The organism is Micromonospora antibiotica (genome assembly GCF_017599305.1).
GTDB lineage: Bacteria > Actinomycetota > Actinomycetes > Mycobacteriales > Micromonosporaceae > Micromonospora > Micromonospora antibiotica.
Genome location: NZ_JAGFWR010000002.1, coordinates 694,761 through 712,566 on the forward strand (window position 1 = coordinate 694,761; position 17,806 = coordinate 712,566).

Genomic DNA, 17,806 nt, shown 5'->3' on the forward strand with positions numbered 1-17,806 from the left:
TCCGGCCTCCTGGTCAGAGATCGATGTCGCAGGTACCGGCCGCCGCCGACACGCAGGTCTGAATGAGCACACCGTCGCCGGGCAGCGCGGTGGTGAGGGTCCCGTCGCGCAGGTCGCGCACCGCGCCCTGGCGCAGCGGCAGCACGCAGCCGTAGCAGATGCCCATCCGGCAACCGGACGGCATCAGCGCCCCGGCGGCCTCACCGGCGTCGAGGATGGGGGTGCCGCCGTCGGCGGCGACGGTGAGGCCGGCCCGGGTGAAGGTGACGGTGCCACCCTCACCGGGGGCGATGACCGTCGGCCGGAACCGCTCGGTGTGCAGCCGGTCGGCGACGCCGGCCGCCGCCCAGTGCTCCTGCACCGCGTCGAGCATCCCGACCGGGCCGCACGCCCAGGTCTGCCGGTCGAGGTGGTCGGGCACCAGGTCGGCCAGCTCGTCGACGCCGAGCAGGCCGTCCCGGTCGGTGTGCCGCTCGACCAGCCGGATGCCGCCCTGGGCGGCCAGCGCACGCAGTTGCCCGCCGAACACCACGTCGTCCGGGGTCGGCGCGGAGTGCACCACGACCACGTCGGCCCGGCTGGGCACGCCGGAGCGCAGCATGCCCATCACCGGGGTGATGCCGCTGCCGGCGGTGAGGAAGAGCACCCGGGCCGGGACCGGGTCGGGCAGGACGAAGTCGCCCGTCGCCTGGTCGAGCTGGACGATGGTGCCCACCCGCGTCCGGTGGACCAGGTGGTTGCTGACCCGGCCGTCGGGGATGGCCTTGACGGTGACGCTGATCAGGCCGTCGGGACGGTCCGGGGCGGAGGTCACCGAGTAGGCCCGCCACTGTCGCACCCCGTCGACGTCGACGCCGAGGCGGACGTACTGGCCGGGGAGGTGGCCACGCCAGTCGCGGCCGGGTTGGATGGTGAGGGTCGCCGCGTCCCGGGTCTCCCGGTCGACGGCGACGATCCGCCCGCGCAGGGCGGCCCCGGCGCGCAGCGGCGCGACCAGGTCGAGGTAGTCCGCCGGCAGCAGCGGGGTGGTGACCGTCTCGGCCAACCGCAGGAGCCGGTCCCGGACGGACGTCTTCGCCGGGGGATGCGGGACGGTGGTGGTCATGACCCCAGAGTCCTCGCTATTCCGCATAACATCTTGACCAAGGAAGGTGAATCCGATGCGGTAACTTGTGCGGAGGGAACAACATGCCGGAATCAGGGGCAGCCGGTCAGCTCGGCGGTCGACTGGAGCTCGACGCCCAGGTGGCCGAGCGGTTACGCGGCCGGCTGCCGATGGTCGCCGCGCACACCGTCACCACCATCACCGCCGAGGTGACCGCCTACTCCGGCACCCTCACCGGCCAGATGCGCGAGAAGATCGAAAACGCGGTACGGGTGGCGTTGGGCACCTTCCTCCAGCTCATCGAGCGGGCCGGGGCGGCCGACCCGAGCACCCCCCTGAGCCGGGCGCTGGAGGCCGCGTACGCGCTGGGCGCCGGGGAGGCGCGGGCCGGCCGGAGCATGGACGCGCTGCTGGCCGCGTACCGGGTGGGGGCCCGGGTGGCCTGGCGGGAGGTCTCCACCACCACCGTGCGCAGCGGGTTGTCCGCCGAGACGGTCGCCGAGTTCGCCGAGCTGATGTTCGCCTACATCGACGAACTCTCCGCCGCCAGTGTCGCCGGCCACTCCGACGAGTTGGCCAACGTCGGCCGGGCCCGGCGGCGCGACCTGGACCGGCTCACCCAGCACCTGCTCGCCGGTGATCCGGAGGAGGTACTACGGCGCAGCGCCGAACGGGCCGAATGGTCCCCGCCGCAGACCCTGACCGTGGTGGTGCTGCCCCGCAGCAGCCTGCGCGGGGTGCTCGCGGTGCTGCCCCCGCACACCCTGGAGAGCGGCGAGGACCTGCCCGGGGCGCAGTGGGCCGAGGAGGAGACGCTGCTGCTCGTACCCGACATGCACGGCAGCCGGCGTCGGCAGCTCGGCACGGTGCTGCACGGGCACCGCGCGGTGCTCGGGCCGGCCCGCCCCTGGGTCGCGGTCGCCCGGTCGTACCAGCGGGTGTTGAAGGCGCTCATGCTCGGTGTGCCGCGACCGGCGGACGGCACCGCGCTGGACACCGAGCAGCACCTCGCCCGGTTGGTGCTGCACACCGACCCGGAGGCGCTGGCCGACCTGCGCGCCCAGGTGCTCGCGCCGTTGGCCGACCTCTCCCCGGCGACCGCCGCGCGGCTGGCCGAGACGATGCGCTCCTGGCTGCTGCACCAGGGCCGCCGCGACGACGTCGCCGCCGACCTGTTCGTGCACCCGCAGACGGTCCGCTACCGGATGGGTCGGCTGCGCGAGCTGTACGGCGACCGGCTGCACGAGCCCGGCACGGTGCTCGACCTGACGGTGGCGCTGGCGTTCCCCCCCGCCGAGGGCGACGGCGGGCCCGCCGAGCACCCACCGGCCACCGCGCCTACGCCTTCGTCCGAGGCCCGGCGGCCGTGAGGCGGGACGCCGCGACCGCGCTCCACGAGGGACCGTCCGGCGTCCCACCACCTCGGTCACCGGGACCGGCCGCAGTGGACGGTCGGGGTGACTGTGTCGACAGGACGACAGGAACGCGTCCGGCGGCTGACAGCGCGCGAGGACGTGGGCCATGATGGCGGCATGCGTCTGATTTTCTCCGTCTCGGCCTCCGACGAGTCGCCGGTGCACGACCTTCGCGACGAGTTGGCGGCCGATCCGGAGCTGCGTGACGCCCGGGTCCGGCTGCTGCACACCGCCCCCGAACCGGGCACCCTGGGCGCGGCCGAGGTGCTGGAGTTCGTCGGCCAGGACGTCCTGCTGCCCGTGGTGATCCAGGCGGTGTACGACTGGTTCCAGGCCCGACGCGGCGCCCGCCGGGGTGCGGAGACCACCGTCACGGTCACCCTCACCGACAGCCCGGACGGCACCCGGGAGGTGAAGATCGAGGCGAGCGGCTCGGCCGAGGACGTCATCGCGGTGCTCCGGCAGGGCCTGCGGTGACCACTGCGCACCAACCACGCTTCGACCCGACGAAGTCCCGCGCCGTCCTGCTGGGCGTCAGCCGGTACGACCACCTGGCGCTGACCGTGCCTGCCGCGCGGGACAACATCGAGGCGTTGGCCACCGCGTTCGCCGACCCCGCCGTGTGGGGCCTGCCGAGGCGGCGGATCAACGTGGTGCACGACCCGTCGGCCGACGACCTGGCCGGCTACGTCGAGGACGCGGCGCAACTGGTCGGCGAGGACGGCGTGCTGGTGGTCTACTACGCCGGCCACGCCGTCCGGGTGGGCCGGTCGATGCGGCTGCTGCCCCGGGAGGCCACCGACAACCCCGGCACCGAGTTCCCGGTGGAGGGTTTCGTGGCCGCCGCGCAGGGGGCCGGTGCCCGGCACCGGCTGCTGATCCTCGACTGTTGTCACGCGGGCAACGCCAGCGCCGCCCTGCCGGCGGAGCCGTTCCGGGTGGACGAGGAACTCAGCGGCTGGCAACTGCTGGCGGCCGTCCGCAGCGGGCCGGCGCTGGACGCCGGCCCGGAGGAGCTGCACACCCCGTTCACCAGGGCGCTGCTGGACGTCCTCGCCCACGGCCGGGCGGATGCGGCGCAGTGGCTGACGCCCGCGGAGGTGCTGCGGGAGGCCGGGGATCTGCTGGCCGGCGCGGGCTATCCCCGACCGGCCCGGAGCCCGGCCGAGTTCGACCGGGGCTGGGTGCGCAACGTGGCCTGGCGACCGCCGGAGAAACGGCCGGTGCCGTTCCCCCGCCGGCCGCCGGGGGTCTCCGGTGAGCACAGCGACCGGGCCGGTTTCGAGAGTGCCTGGCCGACGCGTCAGGTGCCGTTCGAGGGCCGGGTCCCGGAGCTGGCCCGGGGAGCGGCCAGCCTGGGGAAGCAGGGTGCCGTCCTGCCGGTCGTCGGGCCCCGGCACGCGGGCAAGCGGTACTTCGTCGACGAGGTGCTGGCCCGCTTCGCCGAGCAGGCCGACCGGGTCGCCGACGTGGCCCTGCTGCGGCTGGACATTCCCAACAGCAGTGCGCCCGAGCCGGTCCTCGGGGTGCTCGCCCGGGAACTCGACGTGACCATCGACGACGTCACCGACTACGGCGTGGACTACCCGGAGGCGGTCCGGCTGACCCTGGTCGACGAGTTGCAGAAGCAGCTGCACCGGCGTCGGCTGATCCTGTTCGTGGAGGGGTCCCGGCTGGGCACCACGCCGGAGGTGGTCCGGGCCGAGCTGGAGCGGCTGCTGGAGCTGCCGGTGTTCGACCAGGCGCTGGTCATCGTGGCGACCCGGGCACCGGTCAGCGTCAGCGGCGACGGCCGGCTGCGCTACCTGCCGGTGATCCAGCTGCGGGAACTCAGCGAGGACGAGGCCACCGCGCTGGTCGACCAGGTGCTCTCCGACCCGGTGTACGGCGGCGGTCTGACCATCGCCGGGCTCGCCGAGGGGCGGCTCTGGACGGAGCTGGACGACAAGCTGGTCCGGTTGCCGGGGGTGCTGCACAACGGGATCGACGAGCTCGCCAACGACGTGCTCAACAAGCGGATCGAACAGGCCGGTGTCGAGCACCTGGTCGACGCGCTGCTGCGCCGCTCCGCCGCGACGGTCGGCGCGGGTCTGCGGGACGTTGACTGCTTCGCGCTGTGGACCGGCACCGACGGCGGACGGGGTCGACCGGGCGCGCTGGCCGTGTTGACCGCCTGGGCCGTCACCGACGGTCTGTGGATGTCCTCCGAGCTGCTCGAGTCGATGGGGTGCGGGCTCACCGCGATGGCCACCCACCACCTGGTCGAGGCGCGCATCCTCACCCAGCAGGAGCACGACGGCACGCTCTGGCTCGACCTGGGCCGGTCGACCCGGCACGCGTTGAGCAACGCGCTGACCGCCACCCTGCGCGGCACCGGCGGCGGCAACGTCTACGGCCGGGCCCTCGTCGACGGCGCCGAACTGACCCCCGACCAGCTCGACGAACCGGTCGCCGAGGCGATGTTCGCCCTGGTCATGGCGGTGCTGACACAGCGGCAACGGCACCCGGCCAACGCCGACCGGCACGTCATGAAAGGCATCGACCGGGCGATCGGCTGCCTCGACGAGACCGTGGGCGGGTATCCCCGGCTGCGGGAGACACTGACCAAGCTCGCCGCCGCGCACTCCGGCGACGCGGCGTTCAGCCCGGTGCTGCTGGAGGCCGCGACCGCGCCGTCCGCCGCCGACCCGGTCGGCACGCCGGCCGACGCCGAGTCACCGTCGGACGGCGGAGAGACCCGCTCCGAGCGGCCGGTGCGCGCCTCCGGTTATCCGGTGGTCGCCGGTGCCGCCCAGCTCAACCAGGCGATGCGGGCCACCGGGCAGACCCAGCAGGTACGCGAAGCGTTCGTGGCCGCCGCCGACGCCGTCGCGGAGGCGATCGGGCAGGCCGACCGGGACGCGTTGTCACACCGGTTGCTGAAGTCGATCGACACCGCGCTGTTCATCGGTGGCCGTCGGCTGCGGGCGGGGACCAGCCTGCTGCCGGCCCGGGAGCGGGCCGCGCCGGTGCTGGCCGAGTGCGCCCGGGCGGCCGGCGGCAGCCGACCCGACCTGATCAACGTGGCCATCTCCTGGCTGCTCAACACCGTCGACCTCCAGCTGACCTCGGGACGGGTCACCGACTCGCAGGCCGCGCTCGGCACCGCCTTCGCCCTGTTCGACCTGATGCCCGAACCGGTGACCCTGCGGGACCGGTTCGCGGTGTTGCAGATGCGCCACCGGCTGCTGTGCGGCCGGGCCCGGGGGCAGCACCGCCTGGCCGACCGGGTGACGACGCTGTCCGAGGCGACGGCCGCGGTCGAGGAGGGACTGGCCCTGTCCGCGTCGGACAGCGACCGGGGTCTGTGGAGCATGCGACTGTGCGGGGTGGCGACGCTGCTGGTCGCCGAGCAGCCGACCTTCGCCGACCAGTCGGCGACGGGCCGGCGGGTCGTCGAGGCGCTGACGTCGTCGTGGGGTTCGCCGGGCCGGTGGCCGAGCGACACCCGGATGTACGTGTGGCGGCTGCTGCACGCCGTGCACCGCGGCGACCCGGACGTGGTCAGCCAACTGGAGGCCGCGAAGCAGACGATGGCCCTGGTGCTGACCGCCGGGGAGTTCGCGCTGTTGCCGGGCATCGAGGCGGAGGTGCACCTGTTCGTCGCGCACTGCCTGCGCCGCAACAACCGGTTCGGGGACGCGACGACCGAGGCCGAGACCGCCCTGGAGTGCGCCAGACGGGCGCACGGCGACCAGCCGGGCGCCCAGTCGCTGCTGCGTGAGCTGCGCATCCAACGCGAGTTGGGGGGTTGGCGGGCCGAGGTGGACACGCCGGCACGCGGCGACGCACCCCGTACCCGGGTCCGGGACCAGAAGCTGTTGCGTCGGATCCGGGAGGTGCAGTCCTGGCTGGCCGACCAGGAGCACACCACCTGGCACCACGCGGTGCTCGACCTGTGGTGCCACCGGGCCCGGTGGAGCAACGAGGGCAACCTGCTGGCCGCCTCCACCCCGGAGGGGCGCGACGTCAGCAGCATCCCGCATCAGGAACGGCTGACCAACATCGGTCGGCTCTACCGGGTGCGCCGGGACAAGCTCGACGGTCACCTGCGGCGGTTCAGCCACTCCATCGAGCTGTTGCAGATGGAGGTGGGGCTGGAGCGGCAGTACCGGCGGTGGCTGGGGGTGCTGGAGACCTACCGGGACGAGCAGGGGGTGACCCGACGCAACGACGTCGACAACAGCGCGGTGTGGGATCTCATCCGGGCCGCCGAGCAGCGTTGGCCGGACCACCCGGGGGTGCTGGAGGTCCGGGCGGAGTTCCACCGCTACATCTGGGAGTACCGGCGGGCGATCGAGGCCTACCGACGGTTGACCGTCACCGCCCCCGACGGTCGGGGACGGTTGCGGCACGGGCTGGCCATGGTGGAGGCGGTGGTCGGTTACGCCCAGTTCTCCTGGCCCCGCAACGATCCCGACCCCCGTCCGCTGCTGGTCGAGGCGGGTGAGCTGCTCGCCGCCGAGGAACGGGAGGGGCCGTTCCTGGAGCAGTTGGTGATCCTGCGTACCCGGGTCGACCTGGAGCTGGCCCGGGAGATCGACTGGGCCGACGTCGAGAAGGTCGCCGGCGAGATCATGAGCAGCGACGGCTACACCGCCGGTGTCGCGGCGATGCTCAACCGGCGGTGGAGCGGCGACGCCGTGGTCACCAGCCTCGCCGATCCGGGGGTGTGGCGGATCGCCGAGGGCAGCCGGTTCGCCGACCAGCTGCACCAGCTCTTCGACACCTCCCCCCGGGTGCATCCGCTGGCCGACCGGGAGGTGACCGACGAGGCCCACTCGACGATCGCCGACTTCCTGCGGGAGAACTTCACCGAGGTCCAGCTCCTGCGTGGCCTCGGTGCGGTCTACCTGCGGATGGCCGAGCTGCACCGGCAGCCCGAGCAGGCCGGCCGGGCCTTCCACTTCTTCGACGGGTGCCGGGTCTTCCAGCAGGTCCACCTCGCCGGCCGGGTCACCCCGGTCACCCGGTTCCTGATGGCCCGGGCGATCCTGCTGGCCGCGGAGCTGACCCAGTCCGCCGACCCGATCGAGGGCCCGTGCCCGTGGGAGGGCAAGAGCTGGCTGGAGTACGCCGACCGGCTCCTGCAGTCGTGCAAGGACGAGTCGGTGGGTGAGTTCGGCAAGCAGTGCAGCCACTTCCGGAAGGTGACCACCGAGCTGCTGCGGAGCATCCGGTCCCGGCAGGGGATGGAGAAGATGCGCAACCTGCGCCGCCCCCGGTGACCGGTGCCCGCCCCGGACAGGGTGGTCAGCCGGCGGGTCGGGTCGACCCCCGGTCGACGCCGACCGGTGCGCCGGGCGACCGGCGGGCACAGGCCAGCGCGGCGAGCACCGCACCGACCGCGAGGCCGGCCAGCCCGGTCCAGAGCGCCGGGTCGGCCCGCACCCCGCCGGGCAGCTGCCGGACCAGCACGAAGCCGCCCATGACCAGCACGAACCAGCCGAACGACCGGCCCAGCACGTCGGCCGGCACCCGGCTGGTGAGCAGCCCGCCGAGCAGGCTGCCGAGCACGGCGGCCACGGTGACGGCGGCCGCCAGCGGCCAGTTGATGTCGACGGTCCAGAGGTAGCCGGCGAGGCCGGCGAACGACTTCATCGCGATGACCAGCAGCGAGGTGCCGATCGCGACCGGCACGGGCAGGCCGCCGAGCAGGGCCAGCGCCGGCACCACGAGGAATCCCCCGCCCGCCCCGACGAGGCCGGTGGCCAGCCCGACCACCGCCCCGTCGGCGAGCACCCGGGCCAGGGGCAGCTCGCGCGGCCCGGCCGCCTCCCCGGTGGTGCGTCGACCCCGGATCATGGCGGCGGCGGTGGCCAGCATCAGCACCGCGAAACCGGTGAGCAGGAGCGTCGGCGGGAGGTGACCGGAAAGCCGCCCACCGGCGTACGCCCCGGCCATGCCGGCGAGCCCGAACACCAGCCCGGTACGCCAACGGACCCGGTGCGCCCGGGCGTGCGGCAGCACCCCGACGAGGCTGGTGACACCGACGACGAGCAGGGAGGTGGCGATGGCCTCCCGTACCGGCAGGTCGGCGACGTAGACCAGCAGCGGCACGGCCAGGATGGAACCGCCGCCGCCCAGCAGGCCGAGGCTGACCCCGATCAGCACGGCCAACCCGACGGTCAGCGGCAGGGTGGCGCTCACCCCTGCCGTCCGGTGTCACCGCGCAGCTGGGCGACGACACCGTCCAGGTCGCATCCGGCACCCCGGTTGTACGGCAGCCGGCCCAGCAGCATGCCCATGGCACAGGTGTCGGTGAGGGCGGCGACGGTGAGCCCGCCGCCGATCAGCGCGGCGACCCACTTCAGGCCCGGCACCAGCACCGAACCGAGGACGCTGACCAGCACGACCGACCCGGCGACGAGGCGTACCTGCCGTTCCAGGTCCCAGCGCGGGGTGCCCCGCCGGACCGGTGCGGAGGTCTTCTCCCAGGCGAGCATGCCGCCGTCGAGGACCCGCAGGTGGGGTAGCCCGGCGGCGGCGAGCGCCTGACCGGCCTGGCCGGCCCGTGCGCCGGAGCGGCAGACCAGCACCACCTCCTCGTCGAGGTGTCGTCGTAGTTCGTCGCGGTGCTCGCGGAGCAGGTCGAGCGGAACGTTGTAGGCGCCGGGAATGTGCGCGGTCTCGAACTCGGCCGGCGTGCGGACGTCCAGCAGCCGGGGTGCCCGGCCGGAGTCGACCAGGGCACGCAGGGTGTCGGTGTCGACGGTGGCCTCGCGGGTGGGGTCGGTAGGGTCCATCTCTCCTCGTTTCGGGTCCGCCGGGGTGGCGGTGGGGGTCACGGTCGCCGGGGTGGCGGTGGGGTCAGGGTGGCGGTGGGGTCCCGGTGGGACGGGCCGACCGACGGCGTGCCGGGCGGGGACGTGTGCCACCGGCCGGTGCCGGGGGCTCAGGCGGGGGTGGTGAGGGTGAGGCCGGTCGCCGCGGCCCGGTCGAACCGGTCGTCGACGACGACCACCGTCCGGCCGGCGTTGGCCAGCAGGGACGCGGCGGCGCTGGCCCGGTAGCCGGAGCCGCAGTGCACCCAGATCGCGCCGGGGGGAATCTCGGCGAGCCGCGCCGACAGTTCGGGCAGCGGGACGTGTACGGCGTCGGTGAGGTGCCCGGCCGTCCACTCGTTGGTCATCCGCACGTCCAGGACGACCTGCGGGGCGGGCAGCCCGGCGGGCGGGTTCCCGACGCGGGCGGCGGCCAGGGCCGCGAAGTCGGCGGTGGGCTGCTCGCGGAGCTGTCCGGGGTCGGCGGCCCACCGCTCGGGGCCGCCGGTGGCCTGGGCGGCGGGCCGGTCGATGCCGATGCGGGCCAGTTCCCGCTGGGCCTCGGCGATCTGTTCCGGGGTCTCGGCGAGCAGGGTGAGCGGGGTGCCCCAGTCGATCAGCCAGCCGAGCCAGGTGGACATCGGCCCGTCGAGGCCGAGGCTGACCGTGCCGGCCAGGTGCGCGGCGGCGTACGCCTTGCGGTGCCGCAGGTCGACCACCCACTGCCCGGCGGCGATCCGTTCGCGCAGTTGCCCGGCGTCGGCGCGGGTCGCCGGGGTGAGGTCGATCGGCGGCGCACCGGCGGCGTTGATGGCCCCCATGTGCGCGTAGTACGCCGGGTGGGCGTCCAGGCCGGCGAGGATGTCGGTGACGAAGTCGTCGGCGGCGAGCCGGAGCACCGGGTTGACCTGCCGTTCCCGGCCGATGGTGGAGTCGGGGGCGTCGGCCTGGGTGGCGGAGCAGAAGCTGCCGAAGCCGTGGGTGGGCCAGACCTGGGTGCCGTCGGGCAGCAGGTCGGCCAGCCGTCGGGCGGAGGTGTGCTGGCGGTGGGCGAGTTCGTGGGCGTGCTGCTGGCCGAGCAGGTCGGTGCGGCCGGTGGTGCCGAACAGCAGGGAGCCGCCGGTGAACACGCCGACCGGCTGCCAGCCGTCGTCGGTGACGGTGTCCAGGACGTACGACAGGTGGTGGAAGGTGTGGCCGGGGGTGGCGACCACCCGCAGCCGCAGGGTGTCCGACACGGGCACCTCGTCGCCGTCGTCGACCGGGGTCCGGGGGAATCCGACCTGGTCGGCGGCGGCCACCAGGTATTCGGCCCCGGTGAGCCGGGCGAGTTCCCGGCCGCCGGAGACGTAGTCGTTGTGCAGGTGGGTCTCCACCACGTGGGTGATCCGGACGTCGCGCTGGCCGGCCAGGCGCAGGATGCGGTCGACGTCGCGCTGCGGGTCGACCACGACCGCCACCCGGCCGTCGGAGGCCAGGTAGCTGCGGTCGCCGAGGGAGGACGTGCTGAGCACCGTCACCTCAACAGTCATGACAAACCTCTCTTTTCACTTATACCCCTGGGGGTATATAACGGGCAGACGGGTGTTCGTGTTCCGGGGGTACGGAGTACCCGCCCGGAGCGCGCTCAGGCGGGCCGGGCGGGGTGCCGTTCGCGGGTCAGGCCAGCGCCAGGAAGAGCTTCTCCAGCTCGGCCTCGGTCATCTCGGGAGTCTCACCGCGCCCACGCGCCGCGTCGCAGTGCCGCATCCCGGAGGCGATGATCTTGAAGCCGGCCCGGTCGATGGCCTTGGAGACCGCCGCGAGCTGGGTCAACGCCTCCCGGCAGTCCTCGCCGTTCTCCATCATCTCGATCACGGCGTTGAGCTGACCCCGGGCCCGCTTGAGCCGGGTCAACGCGTCGCCGGTCATCTCCGGTCGCAGTTTCACGGTGCACCTCCTGCCACCAATATACCCCCGGGGGTACCCGAACCGCCACCCGCCCGAAACGGCCGCGTCGGCCCGCCCCGGGGAGAGGGCGGGCCGACGCGAGGGGGTGCGGGTCAGTGCCGACGTCGGCCGTACGTGCCGGCGAGAACGGCGACGCCGACGGCCGCGAAGGCCACCTGGAGGAACAGCTCGATCCAGTCGATACCCCGGGTGTCGTCCACCCCGAGCGCGCCGGCGAGCAGGGTGCCGAGGATCGCGGCCACCACGCCGATGGCCAGGGTCAGCAGGATCGAGATCTTCTGCTTCCCGGGCACCACGAGGCGACCCAGGGCACCGATGATCAGACCGATGATGATGGCGGTGAAGAAGCCCTGTACTTCCACGTGTGTCGTCCCTCCGCGAGTCGCTGTCGATCTGGACTCTGCCCCGGGTGGGCGGGCGGTGAAACCACGACGGGACGCCACGGACCAAATGTCACGCGACTGTCATGCGCTCGCGTGGGGACCGTCATCCGAACGCCGCGCCGATCCCCGGAAGGTCCGTTCCAACAGGTCGAACAACGCCGTCCAGTGCCGCTCGGCGGCCTGTTCGTCGTACATGGCGGTGTCGGCCATCGTGAAGCCGTGCGGGGCTCCGGCGTACACCTCGGAGCGGTAGGCGACCCCGGCGGCGTCGAGCGCCCCCTCCAGCGCCGCGATGTCGTCGGCGGTCATCGAATCGTCCCGGTCGGCGTGGGCGAAGTACAGCTCACCGGTGACCGTGCCGACTCCCCGGTGCGGGCTGTCCGGCGCGTCGGTGACGACCCGGCCGGCGTGGAAGCTGGCCAGCGCCGCGATCCGGTCCGGGTGCGCCTCGATCGCCCGCAACGCGTTGGTACCACCCATGCAGTACCCCACGATCGCCACCGGCCCGGCCGCGACGTCGTCGCGGGCGGCGAGGAAGTCCAGGTAGGCCCCGGCGTCCCGGGCCACCAGCTCCGGGGTGAGCGCGGTGATCAGCGGCACGATCCGGCCGAACAGCTCGCCGCGCCGCTGCGGATCGGCCAGGTCGGCGAGGTCGACGCGCGGCATCGGACCGGCACGGTGGAACAGGTTCGGCACCAGCACCAGGTAACCCCGCGCGGCGATCCGCTCGGCCATCTCGGCGAGCCGGGGACGCAACCCGAAGGCGTCCATGAAGAACAGCACCGCCGGGAACGGCCCGTCCCCGTCCGGCCGGGCCAGGTACGCCTCGGCCGCGCCGTCACTGGTCGGAACCTCCACCGTCGTCGTGCCCGCCATGGTGTCTCCTCACCCGGGTGCCGGCGCACCCACCGCGGGAACGCTACCCGGTGCGCGAACAGCCGACGGAACACAGCACGGCGTCCCCGCGACGGACGGGGTGCCCGGCGGGGTGGCCCGGCGACGGACGGGGGTGACCGGCGGCAGCAGCCCGGCGACGGACGGGTGACCGGTACAGCAGCGCGGCGAGGGACGGGTGACCGGTACAGCAGCGCGGCGACGGACGGGTGACCGCAGGCCAGCGACCCGCGTGGGTGGCGTCGGCGGCCCGACTGCGTTCGGCAAACCGCCAGGTGGACGGCGTGCCGGGCCGGAGTTGTCACGGATCGGGGGTCTGCCCGGTCGTTGGTGGTGCAGGGGCGGTGGGACCGCCACGGGCAGACAGGGAGTGGACCGACCATGAAGATCGTCGTCATCGGGGGCAGCGGACTGATCGGCAGCAGGCTGGTGGCGCTGCTCGGGCAGCAGGGCCACGACACGGTGGCCGCCTCCCCCCGTACCGGGGTGGACACGCTCACCGGCGCGGGGGTGGCCGAGGCGCTCGACGGCGCCGACGTCGTGGTGGACGTGTCGAACTCGCCGTCGTTCGAGGAGACCGCCGTCCTGACGTTCTTCGAGACGTCCACCCGCACCCTGCTGGAGGCGGAGGCGAAGGCCGGCGTACGGCACCACGTGGCGCTGTCGATCGTCGGCGCCGACCGCATCCCGGACAGCGGCTACATGCGGGCCAAGGTGGCGCAGGAGGCGCTGATCGCCGGGGCGGACATCCCGTGGACGGTGGTGCGCGCCACCCAGTTCTTCGAGTTCGTGCCGGCCATCGTCGAGTCCGCCGTGGCGGGCGACGAGGTACGCCTGCCGCCCGCGCTGATCCAGCCGATCGCCGCCGACGACGTGGTGACGGCGCTGGCCGAGATCGCGGCCGGCGCACCGGTCGACGGGATCGTGGAGCTGGCCGGGCCGCAGCGGTTGCGCCTGGACGAGCTGGGCCGGCAGACGCTGACCGCCGCCGGTGACCCCCGGCCGGTGGTCACCGACCCGCAGGGGCGCTACTTCGGGGCGTTACTGGCGGAGCAGTCGCTGGTCCCGCTCGGCGACGCCGCCCGTACCGGTGGCACCCGGTTGGCGCAGTGGCGCGCACGCTGACCCGTTGCGGGGGCCCGGCGTCGGGTGACGTCGGGCCCCCGCGGCGTACCGCCTACGGTGGGTCCATGACGACCGGGGCCGCCGCCGACGAGCCACCGGCCGTCGCACCGGCCGACCTGGCCGCGTTCCTCGACGTGCGGCCGAGGCTGTTCGGGCTGGCCTACCGGATGCTGGGCAGCGTCGTCGAAGCCGAGGACGTGGTGCAGGAGGCGTGGCTGCGCTGGCAGGGCACCGACCGCAGCGGGGTACGCAACCCGGCGGCCTTCCTCACCACGACCACCACCCGGCTGGCGGTGAACGCGGCCACCTCCGCCCGCGCCACCCGGGAGACGTACGTGGGGCCGTGGTTGCCCGAGCCGGTCGACACGAGTGCCGACCCGACCCTCGGTGCGGAACGGGCGGCCGCGTTGGACGTGGCGGTGCTGTTGCTGTTGGAACGGCTGGCTCCCGCCGAACGGGCCGCGTACGTGCTACGCGAGGCGTTCGACTACCCGTACCGGGAGATCGCCGAGGTGCTCGGCACGTCGGAGCCGAACGCCCGGCAGCTGGCCAGTCGGGCCCGGCGGCACCTCGCCGTGGCGGGGTCCGCGCCCGCCCCGCCGCAGCGACGGCGGCAGCTGACCCGGGCGTTCCTCGGGGCGGCCCGCGACGGCGACCTGACCACGTTGGAACGGTTGCTCACCGCCGACGTGGTGGCCCGTGCCGACGGCGGCGGCCGGGTACACGCGGCCCGCTTGGACGTGTGCGGGGTGGCCCGGGTGACGAACTTCCTGGACAACGTGCGACGCAAGTACTGGCGGGCGACGACGGTCGACCTGGTCGAGGTCAACGGCGGCCCGGCGGTGCTGGTCGCCACCGACCGCCCGGTCACCCTGATCACGGTGGACACCTCGGCCCGGGGCATCGAACGGCTCCTGCTGGTGGTCAACCCGGACAAGCTGGGTCGGCTGCCGGCCCGACGCTGACCGGCGATTTCCGCCACCGTTCACGCAACGACCGGTAGACCGACCATTCGACTTCCGTCTATACATGTGGCAACGGAGCATCTGACCGGACGGAGCACCCATGAACCGACGCCTGCGTGCCGCCGCGACCATCCCCACCGCGGTCCTCGCCGCCACGCTCGGCCTCGCCCACCCCGCCGAGGCCGCCGGCTACTCCGCCCCGCTGACCACCGCCGTCGCCGGCCTGCCCGTCGCCGCCGAGAACCGCACCGGCTACAGCCGCGACCTCTTCCCGCACTGGATCGACGCCGACGGCGACGGCTGCACCACCCGCAACGAGGTGCTGCTCGCCGAGGCGGTCAGCGCGCCCACCGTCACCGGCACCTGCACACTGACCGGAGGACGCTGGTACTCCTACTACGACGACGCCTCCTGGACCGCCACCGGTGACCTCGACATCGACCACATGGTGCCGTTGGCCGAGGCGTGGGACTCCGGCGCGCGCACCTGGAGCACCAGCCGCCGCCAGGCGTACGCCAACGATCTCGGCGACAGCCGCCCGCTGGCCGCCGTCACCGACAACGTCAACCAGTCCAAGGGCGACCAGGACCCGGCCAGCTGGCTGCCGCCGTACGCCGCCGCCCGGTGCCGGTACGTCACCGAGTGGGTGGCCACCAAGATCCGCTGGCGGCTCACCGTGGACAGCGTCGAGAGGAGCGCCCTGACCAGCCTGGCCGGGGGCTGCCCCAACGCCACCGTCTCAGTCACCTACGCGTACTGAGCGACCCCGTCGCCCCGCGCCCCCCGACGCCGCCCCGACGCGGACGTGCAACGCCGGGGCCAGCGAACCGGGTGACCGTGACCCCGGCGGTGGTCCGGGGGAGATCCGTGCCGTCTGCTCCCTCTGCCGGGACCGGATCACACGTCGGTGATCCGCAGGCCCGCGTGGGCGCGGTAGCGCCGGTTGACCGAGATGAGGTTGGCGGTGAACGCCTCGACCTGGTGCGCGTTGCGCAGCCGCCCGCCATACACGCCCCGTACCCCCGGGATGGTGTCGGCGAGCGCCCGGACCAGGTCGGTGGCCTCCCGGTCGTCGCCGAGCACCAGCACGTCGGTGTCGACCGTGTCGAGATCCGGGTCCTCCAGGAGTACGGCGGAGACGTGGTGGAACGCGGCGACGACCCGTGACCCGGTGAGGATCGCGGCGGCCTGCTGGGCGGCGGAGCCCTCCGGGACGGGCAGGGCATAGGCGCCCTGCTTGTCGAAGCCCAGCGGGTTCACGCAGTCCACGACGATCTTCCCCGCCAGCGCCGGGGCGAGCGTGGTGACCAGCTCGGCATGCCCGTCCCACGGCACCGCGACCACCACGATGTCGGCCTGCGCGGCGGCGTCGGCGTTCGACCCGCCCCGGACCCGGCCGGGCAACCCGGCGGCCGTCTGCGCGGCCCGCCCGGCGTCCCGCGACCCCAGCACGACGTCCAACCCGGCCGCCCCGAAGCGCCGGGCCAACCCCCGCCCCTGCGGCCCGGTCCCGCCGAGCACGCCGACGGTACGGTCCCGCAGCTCGTCACTCACACTCACGTACGTCTCCTTCTCGTCCCACCGCCCGCCCCGATCTCCGTCCCGCCGCCCCCCTTCCGTCCCACGCCCTACCCCGCCGTCGCGGTGATCAAGAGATTTGCGTCAGTTGATCAAGAGGTTTACGTCATCGTGGAGATCATTCCTGACGTTTTTCTCTTGATCACCGGAGCAGGGGCGGGGGGCGGGGGTGGGGCGGGGTGGGTTTGGGGGTGGGGGTGGGTCAGGGGTGGGTTTGGGTTTGGGGGTGGGGGTGGGTCAGGGGTGGGTTTGGGTTTGGGGGTGGGGGTGGGTCAGGGGTGGGGTTGGTAGAGGGTCAGGGGGTTGCCGGTGGGGTCGGTGACCAGGGCCCGGCGTTCGTGGGGGCCGGTCACCGGGTCGGTGGCGGTGGCGCCGGCGGCGATCAGGTCGGCCAGGCAGGCGTCGAGGTCGTCGACCTGGATGCTGAGCACGGTGCGGCCGGCGACGGGTTGCTGGGTGGCGTCGGCGAGGCCGATGGTGACCGTGCCGTCGGTGACGGCGGCGTACCGGTCGCCGTCGCGGAACTTCACGGTCAACCCGAGCGCGGTGTAGAAGGCGAGTTGGGCGTCCAGGTCGTCGGCGGGGACGATCACGTGACCGATCCTCATGGACGGAACCTCGGCATGACCTCGCGGGCGAACCGCTCGACGATCTCCATCGACCGTTCGATCGGCAGGCCGAGCCACTGGGCCCGGAACACGAAGTGGTTGTAGCCGGCGTCGGCGAAATCCTGGATCTTGGCGGCGATGTCGTCGGGCGAGCCGAAGAAGAGCGCCTTCTCCTTGATCGCGTCCCACTGCGACTCGAAGAAGTCCATGCCGTACTGGACGTACTCGCCGTAGGAGCGTTTCACCGCGTCACCGGCGACGGCGAACGCGGCCTCGGCGGAGTCTGCCACGCACAGGTCCCGGTGGATCGGGAAGACCGCGTCCCGTTCGTCGAAGCCGGCGGCCCGTCGCTGCTCGCGGTAGTCGGCCAGGTTGCCGACGGCCCAGTTGCGGCGCACGTTGGACGGGGCCAGCCAGGGCAGCCCCTGCCGGGCGATCCGGGCGATGCCGGTCGGGCCGTTGGCGCCCACCCAGACCGGTGGGTGCGGGCGCTGCACCGGCAGCACGCTGCACCGCACCCCGTCCAGGGTGAAGTGCTTGCCCTCGTGGTGCACCGGCTCCCCGGTCCACAGCTGCTGCATCACGGCGAGGGCCTCGTTCATCCGGGACACCCGGGTACGCCGTTCGATACCGAACGACGTGAACTCGGCGTCCCGGTAGCCCGACCCGATGCCCAGGACGAACCGGCCGCCGGACATCTGGTCGATGGTGGCGATCTCCTCGGCCCAGTGCACCGGGTGGCCCAGGGGCAGGATGAGGATGCCGGTGCCGAGTTGCATCGTCCCGGAGTGGTCGATGAGCCGGCTCAGCAGCGGCAGCGGCTGCGGGGTGCTCAGCGACGACAGGTAGTGGTGGATGCCGAAGACCGAGTCGTACCCCAGGTCGCGGACGTGCTGGACGTACTCGACGGTCTCACCGATGCGCCGCCCCAGGTCGTCGCCGGGGGCGTACTGGTGGTCGAGCAGGATGCCGAACTTCAC

16 protein-coding genes are annotated in these 17,806 nt (G+C 73.5%); 6 read left to right on the forward strand and 10 right to left on the reverse strand.

The annotated features are described in order from the left end of the window. Nucleotides 1-13: 13 nt before the first annotated feature. Nucleotides 14-1,105: a ferredoxin reductase gene (locus tag JQN83_RS08010; protein ID WP_208566392.1), complete on the reverse strand. Its 1,092-nt coding sequence runs from the start codon at nucleotides 1,103-1,105 to the stop codon at nucleotides 14-16. 83 nt (nucleotides 1,106-1,188) lie between these two features. Between JQN83_RS08010 and JQN83_RS08015 the strand changes: the two genes are divergently transcribed. The 3 genes from JQN83_RS08015 to JQN83_RS08025 all read left to right on the forward strand — a co-directional run bounded on the left by JQN83_RS08015 (nucleotide 1,189) and on the right by JQN83_RS08025 (nucleotide 7,787). Continuing rightward, on the forward strand, nucleotides 1,189-2,475 hold the full coding sequence (locus tag JQN83_RS08015) for a PucR family transcriptional regulator (protein WP_208566393.1): 1,287 nt from the start codon (nucleotides 1,189-1,191) through the stop codon (nucleotides 2,473-2,475). A gap of 162 nt (nucleotides 2,476-2,637) precedes the next feature. Beyond that, nucleotides 2,638-2,997 carry an effector-associated constant component EACC1 gene (locus JQN83_RS08020; protein ID WP_208566394.1) on the forward strand — a complete coding sequence of 120 codons (360 nt, stop codon included), beginning with the start codon at nucleotides 2,638-2,640 and terminating at the stop codon, nucleotides 2,995-2,997. Continuing rightward, the gene (locus JQN83_RS08025; protein ID WP_208566395.1) at nucleotides 2,994-7,787 is read left to right on the forward strand and encodes a caspase family protein; all 4,794 of its coding nucleotides are present in this window, start codon (nucleotides 2,994-2,996) and stop codon (nucleotides 7,785-7,787) included. The genes JQN83_RS08020 and JQN83_RS08025 overlap by 4 nt, the downstream gene beginning before the upstream one ends. Before the next feature lie 25 nt (nucleotides 7,788-7,812). Here JQN83_RS08025 and JQN83_RS08030 read toward each other — a convergent pair whose 3' ends face one another. The 6 genes from JQN83_RS08030 to JQN83_RS08055 form a co-directional block, all read right to left on the reverse strand. Further along, on the reverse strand, nucleotides 7,813-8,709 hold the full coding sequence (locus JQN83_RS08030) for a sulfite exporter TauE/SafE family protein (protein WP_208566396.1): 897 nt from the start codon (nucleotides 8,707-8,709) through the stop codon (nucleotides 7,813-7,815). Further along, a complete protein-coding gene (locus JQN83_RS08035; protein ID WP_208566397.1) occupies nucleotides 8,706-9,305 on the reverse strand; it encodes a rhodanese-like domain-containing protein in 600 nt (199 codons plus the stop codon). Before JQN83_RS08035 ends, JQN83_RS08030 begins: the two co-directional genes overlap by 4 nt. A gap of 149 nt (nucleotides 9,306-9,454) precedes the next feature. Then, the gene (locus JQN83_RS08040) at nucleotides 9,455-10,855 is read right to left on the reverse strand and encodes an MBL fold metallo-hydrolase (RefSeq protein ID WP_208566398.1); all 1,401 of its coding nucleotides are present in this window, start codon (nucleotides 10,853-10,855) and stop codon (nucleotides 9,455-9,457) included. A 127-nt stretch (nucleotides 10,856-10,982) separates the two neighbouring features. Further along, nucleotides 10,983-11,252 (reverse strand): metal-sensitive transcriptional regulator, encoded by a 270-nt coding sequence (locus tag JQN83_RS08045; RefSeq protein ID WP_204926517.1) that lies wholly within the window; start codon nucleotides 11,250-11,252, stop codon nucleotides 10,983-10,985. A gap of 113 nt (nucleotides 11,253-11,365) precedes the next feature. Further along, a complete protein-coding gene (locus JQN83_RS08050; RefSeq protein WP_204926518.1) occupies nucleotides 11,366-11,635 on the reverse strand; it encodes a GlsB/YeaQ/YmgE family stress response membrane protein in 270 nt (89 codons plus the stop codon). 102 nt (nucleotides 11,636-11,737) lie between these two features. Beyond that, complete coding sequence (locus tag JQN83_RS08055; RefSeq protein ID WP_208566399.1) at nucleotides 11,738-12,532, reverse strand: dienelactone hydrolase family protein; 795 nt, start codon at nucleotides 12,530-12,532, stop codon at nucleotides 11,738-11,740. A gap of 399 nt (nucleotides 12,533-12,931) precedes the next feature. Between JQN83_RS08055 and JQN83_RS08060 the strand changes: the two genes are divergently transcribed. From JQN83_RS08060 to JQN83_RS08070, 3 genes are all read left to right on the forward strand, one after another. Next, nucleotides 12,932-13,675 (forward strand): SDR family oxidoreductase, encoded by a 744-nt coding sequence (locus tag JQN83_RS08060; protein WP_208566400.1) that lies wholly within the window; start codon nucleotides 12,932-12,934, stop codon nucleotides 13,673-13,675. 65 nt (nucleotides 13,676-13,740) lie between these two features. Continuing rightward, entirely contained in the window at nucleotides 13,741-14,640 is a 900-nt protein-coding gene (locus JQN83_RS08065; protein ID WP_208566401.1) for an RNA polymerase sigma-70 factor, read from the forward strand. 100 nt (nucleotides 14,641-14,740) lie between these two features. After that, the gene (locus JQN83_RS08070) at nucleotides 14,741-15,400 is read left to right on the forward strand and encodes an HNH endonuclease family protein (RefSeq protein ID WP_208566402.1); all 660 of its coding nucleotides are present in this window, start codon (nucleotides 14,741-14,743) and stop codon (nucleotides 15,398-15,400) included. A gap of 137 nt (nucleotides 15,401-15,537) precedes the next feature. Here the strand turns inward: JQN83_RS08070 and npdG are convergent, their stop codons facing one another. From npdG to JQN83_RS08085, 3 genes are all read right to left on the reverse strand, one after another. Then, nucleotides 15,538-16,200 carry an NADPH-dependent F420 reductase gene (npdG, locus tag JQN83_RS08075; protein ID WP_208566403.1) on the reverse strand — a complete coding sequence of 221 codons (663 nt, stop codon included), beginning with the start codon at nucleotides 16,198-16,200 and terminating at the stop codon, nucleotides 15,538-15,540. Between the two features lie 290 nt (nucleotides 16,201-16,490). After that, on the reverse strand, nucleotides 16,491-16,826 hold the full coding sequence (locus tag JQN83_RS08080) for a VOC family protein (protein WP_208566404.1): 336 nt from the start codon (nucleotides 16,824-16,826) through the stop codon (nucleotides 16,491-16,493). Next, nucleotides 16,823-17,806, reverse strand: coding sequence for an LLM class flavin-dependent oxidoreductase (locus JQN83_RS08085; RefSeq protein ID WP_208566405.1), 984 nt, complete (start codon nucleotides 17,804-17,806; stop codon nucleotides 16,823-16,825). Before JQN83_RS08085 ends, JQN83_RS08080 begins: the two co-directional genes overlap by 4 nt.

Bases quoted from the DNA above. Each gene is read 5' to 3' on its own strand.
- JQN83_RS08010 (WP_208566392.1), bottom strand. From the start codon at position 1,105: ATGACCACCACCGTCCCGCATCCCCCGGCGAAGACGTCCGTCCGGGAC.
- JQN83_RS08015 (WP_208566393.1), top strand. From the start codon at position 1,189: ATGCCGGAATCAGGGGCAGCCGGTCAGCTCGGCGGTCGACTGGAGCTC.
- JQN83_RS08020 (WP_208566394.1), top strand. From the start codon at position 2,638: ATGCGTCTGATTTTCTCCGTCTCGGCCTCCGACGAGTCGCCGGTGCAC.
- JQN83_RS08035 (WP_208566397.1), bottom strand. From the start codon at position 9,305: ATGGACCCTACCGACCCCACCCGCGAGGCCACCGTCGACACCGACACC.
- JQN83_RS08040 (WP_208566398.1), bottom strand. From the start codon at position 10,855: ATGACTGTTGAGGTGACGGTGCTCAGCACGTCCTCCCTCGGCGACCGC.
- JQN83_RS08055 (WP_208566399.1), bottom strand. From the start codon at position 12,532: ATGGCGGGCACGACGACGGTGGAGGTTCCGACCAGTGACGGCGCGGCC.
- JQN83_RS08060 (WP_208566400.1), top strand. From the start codon at position 12,932: ATGAAGATCGTCGTCATCGGGGGCAGCGGACTGATCGGCAGCAGGCTG.
- JQN83_RS08065 (WP_208566401.1), top strand. From the start codon at position 13,741: ATGACGACCGGGGCCGCCGCCGACGAGCCACCGGCCGTCGCACCGGCC.
- JQN83_RS08070 (WP_208566402.1), top strand. From the start codon at position 14,741: ATGAACCGACGCCTGCGTGCCGCCGCGACCATCCCCACCGCGGTCCTC.
- JQN83_RS08080 (WP_208566404.1), bottom strand. From the start codon at position 16,826: ATGAGGATCGGTCACGTGATCGTCCCCGCCGACGACCTGGACGCCCAA.